Origin of the sequence: Lysinibacillus sp. UBA6686 (assembly GCF_002455205.1) — a bacterium.
GTDB lineage: Bacteria > Bacillota > Bacilli > Bacillales_A > Planococcaceae > Lysinibacillus > Lysinibacillus pakistanensis.
Genome location: NZ_DKJS01000060.1, coordinates 20,559 through 27,233 on the forward strand (window position 1 = coordinate 20,559; position 6,675 = coordinate 27,233).

At 36.4% G+C, this 6,675-nt stretch carries 7 protein-coding genes, 1 tRNA gene and 1 other RNA gene; 6 read left to right on the forward strand and 3 right to left on the reverse strand.

The window, feature by feature from the left end; genetic code table 11:
• Positions 1-33 precede the first annotated feature (33 nt).
• From B2R82_RS15790 to B2R82_RS15800, 3 genes are all read right to left on the reverse strand, one after another.
• Positions 34-912 carry a response regulator gene (locus B2R82_RS15790; RefSeq protein WP_054772368.1) on the reverse strand — a complete coding sequence of 293 codons (879 nt, stop codon included), beginning with the start codon at positions 910-912 and terminating at the stop codon, positions 34-36.
• Entirely contained in the window at positions 913-2,175 is a 1,263-nt protein-coding gene (locus tag B2R82_RS15795) for an ATP-binding protein (protein ID WP_286925844.1), read from the reverse strand.
• A gap of 214 nt (positions 2,176-2,389) precedes the next feature.
• Positions 2,390-2,482, reverse strand: a tRNA-Ser gene (locus B2R82_RS15800).
• A 165-nt stretch (positions 2,483-2,647) separates the two neighbouring features.
• Here B2R82_RS15800 and ffs point away from each other — a divergent pair.
• The 6 genes from ffs (at position 2,648) to B2R82_RS15830 (ending at position 6,443) form a co-directional block, all read left to right on the forward strand.
• Positions 2,648-2,915, forward strand: an RNA gene (gene ffs, locus B2R82_RS15805) — signal recognition particle sRNA large type.
• A 219-nt stretch (positions 2,916-3,134) separates the two neighbouring features.
• Positions 3,135-4,922: a DNA polymerase III subunit gamma/tau gene (gene dnaX, locus B2R82_RS15810; RefSeq protein ID WP_286925845.1), complete on the forward strand. Its 1,788-nt coding sequence runs from the start codon at positions 3,135-3,137 to the stop codon at positions 4,920-4,922.
• A 21-nt stretch (positions 4,923-4,943) separates the two neighbouring features.
• Positions 4,944-5,258 (forward strand): YbaB/EbfC family nucleoid-associated protein, encoded by a 315-nt coding sequence (locus B2R82_RS15815; RefSeq protein ID WP_283870238.1) that lies wholly within the window; start codon positions 4,944-4,946, stop codon positions 5,256-5,258.
• Between the two features lie 11 nt (positions 5,259-5,269).
• Entirely contained in the window at positions 5,270-5,866 is a 597-nt protein-coding gene (recR, locus tag B2R82_RS15820; protein WP_286925846.1) for a recombination mediator RecR, read from the forward strand.
• A gap of 13 nt (positions 5,867-5,879) precedes the next feature.
• Positions 5,880-6,095, forward strand: coding sequence for a YaaL family protein (locus B2R82_RS15825; protein ID WP_286925847.1), 216 nt, complete (start codon positions 5,880-5,882; stop codon positions 6,093-6,095).
• A gap of 75 nt (positions 6,096-6,170) precedes the next feature.
• Positions 6,171-6,443: a pro-sigmaK processing inhibitor BofA family protein gene (locus B2R82_RS15830; RefSeq protein WP_286925848.1), complete on the forward strand. Its 273-nt coding sequence runs from the start codon at positions 6,171-6,173 to the stop codon at positions 6,441-6,443.
• Positions 6,444-6,675 lie beyond the last annotated feature (232 nt).

Below are 6,675 nucleotides of genomic sequence, written 5' to 3' on the forward strand. Positions count from 1 at the left end.
AGGACTTATGGAATCCGACAAAATCCGAGAAAATTAATTTACTTTTGTTAAAATGTCTGAATATAGTACCTGAATAAACTTCTTAATATTTACCTTTGCTTTACGATTTTCATGATCTTCTATCTGCGTCATAAGCTGACGAATTTCCTTAAAATCAAAGTATCGAGGCGCATAATATTCAAATTCAGAGTTTGTATAATCAACGACACCTAAATTAGCAAGGTTAATCATGGCAGCTAATATTGTACGACGTACACGCTGTTCGATTGCTTTACTTTCTTTCAAGATTTCATCAGGTGTGGTCTTTGTAACCGCTGCAATTTCCTCATAAAGCTCTTTTAATGGAGGTAGGGGGGCTATCTTGTGTTGATGAGCAAGCAAGGTTTCAATGATAGCTATAATATCCTCACTGCCAATTTCACCCACAATGCCCATATCGTTTAAGATTGATTGAATATGATCACGTGATGTGGCTTTCTGATTTATTTGCTCACTCAAATCAATATTTGTCAGTGATTGACGAATGACCAATAGGGAATTTTTTAGGCGAAATTGTTCTGTTGTTTTTCGTAAAACATTCTCAACCTCAATACGATTTATAGGTTTATGAATAAAGAACTCAATTCCTTGTTCATATGCCTCACCAACCATTTCCTTATTGACTACCTGAGAAATCATGATAAACTGTCCCTCAAAACGATTTTGAGTTAGATGTTCAACTGTTGCAATTCCATCAAGCTTTGGCATCAGTAAATCGATTAGTACAAACTCTGGCTGTGTCATTAAAATTTGTGGGATAGCATCCTCCCCATTACGAGCTTCGCCAATAACAGTACCTAGCCCGCTATCTTCAATAATAGTTTTTAACATGACCCGACTTGCACGATCATCATCTACAATAAAATACCTCATTTAAGTCTCTCCCGTTTGAATAGTTTGTGTAGGAACAGTAATTTTAAACATTGTGTTTTGATTGTTTGATTCAACGGTTATGAAGCCATTTAATTTATTTACTAATTCAGCAACATGCGAAAGTCCAATACCGGTTGCGGCGACACCTTCCATATTGTATTTAGTGGTATATCCAGGCTCAAAAATAATAGTGGTATCACCTTGTGATATGCCTTTTCCATTATCACAAACTGTGATTACAATATCGCCCAGTTGTTGTTTAATGGCAATAGAAATAACACCTTGATCTTCAATAGCTTCAATAGCATTTGCTGTTAGATTGTTTAAAAGTGCTAGTAATGCAATATGTTCTTTTGTTTGAAAGTCCATATCTATACTTACTTTAAAGTGAATTTCCTTTCCCAATAGTTCGCTGTACTTTCTGTTACCATCCTCGATATAATGTAATAATTCTGACATTCTAAAGGGGCCAAAGCTCTTTTCCCCTACAATTTTAGAAATTCCTGCATAGATACGTTGTGAATCCTTTTTTACTTCATGAATTTCCTGGGCAATATGCAAGGCCTGTAAGCTTTCAGTCCGATAGCCTTGCGATTTTAGCTGTCGATATAAATCAAACCCACTAGCTGTGATTGTTTCTATATGATTCATCGATTTTTTTAAATAGAGCGTTTCAACATAAAGATCTGATCCAATAGTAAGCATTTCCTGCACACGTTTTTTTTGTTCAGCAATTAAAATGGAGCTATAAACACCTACTACAAAGAAACTACGTAATAAAGCAACAGCTAACAATATAAGTAAATCATGAACGAGTAAAAAAGTATAAGAATTAACAAGAAAACGAAATAATTGTTCAGCTAAATTACTTATTACTTCACTAAATGCAACTAATAATCCAAGCATTAGCGGTTTTTCTCGATAGCGATGGATATTTAAAATTTGTAGACATAATGCAAAAAGTATATAAAATGCTGCTGCTGGTAAATGTAAAAAGATGCTATCTATTAATGATACATCAGGTGTCGTAGAAGTTATAATGACTCTAAAAGCTGTTGTCACAATGCTGGTTATAATACCAGCTAATATAAAAGGCGTTGGTCTAAGAAGCGTACATAGAAAGAAAACAATAGTCCCTAATCCAAAGCGAAAAGTTGTATTAGCAAATGGCATTATTTTAATCTCACTACCAATAGCAGTGAATATAGCAATTAAAAAAATCCAAGTGAGGGAAGCACGAGAAATTAAATGTTTTGAATGCATAAAAATCCTCCCTTATTAATGAATTTATCTTCATTCAGCAAATGTTTTTTGTATCGAGAGCAAAGCGGCAGCTACAATTACGCCAAGGCGAAATTGATTTTCTTCTTAACAATAAAAAAATACCACAACCTTTGTGGAAGTGGTATCTGTATGTATTATGTCAAATTTTTAGGCAAAAAAAAAACGGCTACAGATGTAGTCGGAATTTAAAAACTGGAGGAGGTAGAGGGATTCGAACCCCCGCGCGGTGTTACCCGCCTGTCGGTTTTCAAGACCGATCCCTTCAGCCAGACTTGGGTATACCTCCATATTAACCTGATGTCTTATCGACAAAAATTAATTTATCATGTTTTGTATTCCACGTCAACTGATTTTTGAAATTTTTATAATGACATTGTTGAAAAATGTTTCCACATAAATATTATGTGCATTAAGTTGCAATTTATGAAAACAGTCAGTATACTAGTTATTGCCGTGCTAGGTGGGAAGGTAGCGGTGTCCTGTAACTCGCAATCCGCTCTAGCGAGACTGAATTCCTTTTTTGAGGCTGTCCGTATTGTTTGGTCTGCCTTTTGCACGTAGTGTTGACGATTGGGTCCTGCGCAATGGATACCCATGAACCATGTCAGGTCCGGAAGGAAGCAGCATTAAGTGGTCTTATTCATGTGCCGCGGGGTTGCCTAATCTGAGCTAACGACAAGAGTAACGCTTATGTGCGGCTGTCAAAGAAAGGTGCACGGCATTAAATTGCCAATTCAAACGCATCCGTCTACATTAGGCGGGATGCGTTTTTTTTATATTTTAACAGGTGAGAAAACTTTGTATGATCTTATTATAGAAACTAAATGAATCTAAGACACAGTGTATTGCTTCAATTTTTTTGAATTGATAACACTATTATTAGACAAATGTTATAATAGAACTATTCTATAATTAATGAAGAAAAGGAGAGGAAATCATTGACGTATCAAGCATTTTATCGTGTGTATCGACCGCAATCATTTCGAGAAATGTCTGGTCAAGCACATGTCAAAAGAACGCTACAAAATGCTCTCCTAGCAAACAAAACCACACATGCCTATTTGTTTTCTGGCCCAAGAGGAACGGGGAAAACAAGTACAGCTAAGATTTTTGCAAAAGCTTTGAATTGTGAGCGAGCACCATCGAACGAGCCGTGTAACGAATGTGCCACTTGTTTAAGCATTACAGATGGATCGCACCCTGATGTGATTGAATTTGATGCAGCATCTAATTCTAGAGTTGAAGAAATACGTGATATTATCGAGAAAGTTCGCTTTGCTCCAGCTAGTAGTAGATATAAAGTGTATATTATCGATGAAGTGCATATGCTTTCTACAAGTGCCTTCAATGCACTTTTAAAAACATTAGAAGAACCACCTCCACATGCTGTTTTTATTTTGGCGACAACAGAGCCTCATAAATTGCCTGCAACCATTATCTCACGTTGCCAACGGTTTGATTTCAAACGACTTTCAACTAATGATATTATCGAACGCATGAAGGTTGTATTAGAGGACATTGAGCTACCGTATGAGGAACAAGGTTTGAAGGTAATTGCACAATCTGCTGCTGGCGGTATGCGTGATGCATTGAGTTTATTAGATCAGGTTGTCTCTTTTAGTGGAGAGAAGCTAAAGCTTGAGGATACACTACTTGTAACAGGTTCGATTAGTCAGGAAGTTTTTTATGACTTAGCAGAAGCCTTAAAAGTAAAAGATGTTGCTCAAATGCTTGCATTATTAGAACAGCTTATCGCAGATGGCAAGGATCCACTTCGTCTTTCAGAGGACTTGATTACATTTTTCCGTGACTTATTATTGCTACAAACAAGTGATGAATTGACCGAACTATTAGAGCTAGTTTCGCCGGAAGAACGTGTATTTACATTAGCACATGATTTTGCACCAGACTTGCTATACGGCTACATAGATATTTTAGCGAAAACACAGCAAGAAATGCGATTCTCTCACCATACAAAAATCTATTTAGAAACAGCATTACTTAAAATGGTACAGTTTTCGGGTGGACTAGTTAGTCAAACAACTTCTACAGTTGAAGCAGCATTGAGCCCAGAGCTGGCTCAAAAAATAGTTGCACTTGAGCAAACGGTACAACAATTGTCAGCACAGCTACAGGCTGGAGCTCCTGTGCAGCAGATGCAAGCACCTAAAGAACAACGACCACGAGCTAAAAGTCCAAATGGCTATAAAGCACCAACAGGACGGATTCAAGAGGTGCTAAAGGATGCAACAAAACAGGATGTTCATCGGATTAAATCAGTTTGGGCCCAAGCGTTAAACCAAATGCAAAAGTCACAATCTGCTCTTTTAGCAGAAGCTGAACCTGTAGCAGCATCTTCAAGTGCTTTTGTGTTAAAATTCAAGTATGATATTCATTGTCAAATGGTTGCTGATAACCAATCTCTAAAAGCTCAATTCACACAATTAATTGCAGGGCAAACTGGTACAATGTATGAAATGCTTTGTACCCCTGAAGAAACGTGGTTAAAATTACGTGAAGAGTTTATTCGTGATCATGGTTTGCATCAGCAGAAAAAATCTCAAACAGTGTCCGAGCAGGAGATGGAATTATTAGAGCCACCACCGGCAGAAATGCCTGATGAGCCGTTTATCGATGATGCTCAGCCACTTGCCTCACAAGATCCACTTGTGACAGAGGCGGAAAAGTTGTTTGGTAAAGATTTTATAGAAATTGTGGAAGATTAATCATTTAGGAGGAATATGTTTATGCGTGGAATGGGAAATATGCAAGGTATGATGAAAAAAATGCAAAAAATGCAAAAGGAAATGATGGAAGCGCAAGAAGCCTTAAATGCAGAGCAATTTGAAGGTGTTGCTGGCGGTGGTATGGTTAAAGTAATTGTTACTGGCCAACGTGAAGTTGTAGAAGTGAATCTTGATTCCTCAGTAGTAGACCCTGATGATATCGAAATGCTTCAAGATTTAATCGTTGTTGCTACAAATGAAGCACTAAAAAAAGTAGACGAGAAAACAAATGCAACAATGGGGAAATTCACTCAAGGCATGAACCTTCCATTCTAGGAGGTAAATAAATGTACTACCCAGAACCAATATCGAAACTAATAGATAGTTTTATGAAACTGCCAGGTATCGGGCCGAAAACCGCGGCTCGTCTGGCGTTTTTTGTGTTAACAATGAAAGAAGATGATGTTTTATCCTTTTCTAAGGCACTTATTGATGCTAAACGAAATTTAAGTTATTGCTCCGTATGTGGCAACATAACTGATATTGATCCCTGTCATATTTGTACAGATAAGCAACGGGATCATTCGATTATCTGTGTTGTACAAGATACAAAAGATGTTATAGCGATGGAAAAAATGCGTGACTACAACGGGATGTATCATGTATTACAAGGAGCTATATCACCAATGGATGGTATTGGTCCAGAGGATATTAATGTTGCCTCATTGTTAGTTCGTTTGCAGGATGAAACAGTTCAAGAGTTAATTTTAGCTACGAACTCCACGATTGAGGGCGAGGCAACGGCCATGTATATTTCCCGTCTAGTAAAACCCTCTGGTATTCGAACAACACGTATTGCCCATGGGCTACCAGTAGGTGGAGATTTAGAATATGCAGATGAAGTTACGTTATCGAAGGCAATGGAAGGCCGCCGAGAATTATGAGTGAGGGATTAATATGTTCTTCCGAAGTAAAAGAAAGTTAAAAAAAGAATTCGATGACAAGCTTGTGAGTCTAATAAAAGAAACCAAAGAAGATCTACAACAGGCTAAATTAATTGAAGATTTATTAGATGATTATGATTTAGATTTAATTGCTCAACGAAAAGCAGCAGAGAGCATTCATTTCTATTTATTTAAAGAAGCTAGAATACGAAAAGTATTAATTAAATAACAGACTTTTAAACTCATAGAAGCAAAACAGGAAACATAAACTTTCATAATTATATCATTCAAAGGGGGAAACCTGATGTCGTGGTTAGTAATTATGAGTATTGGTGTGCCTGTAGTGCTTCTTTTTCTTTATGTAATAATTAGACATGCTAAAATGGGTAAAATTTTAGAAGGAATGTCCGTTTTTTGGTTTAGATTTGCTTTTGCTTTTCTTCTATTATTTGTTATTCATATGAGTCTAGGGTATGTAGGCTATAATATACCTATCAATCTTTTTTCAGTCTTAACTATTGCTATACTAGGTATACCAGGCGTGTTTGGAATAACAGCTTTAATATTTTTTTTATAAATAGCTTGCATAATGAAAATATTATGGTATAGTAATAGAAGTCGCTAAGATAACTGTTTAAAAACAAAGAAATTTAAATATAAAATTAATTGTTGACAAATGGTTGTGAGTGCGATATGATATAAGAGTTGCTGTTGAGAAACGGTAACGAAATGAACCTTGAAAACTGAACAAGCAAAACGTAATCAATATAGTTTTTAGTAGCTAGCATTCGCTAGTGAACAAAACAAAA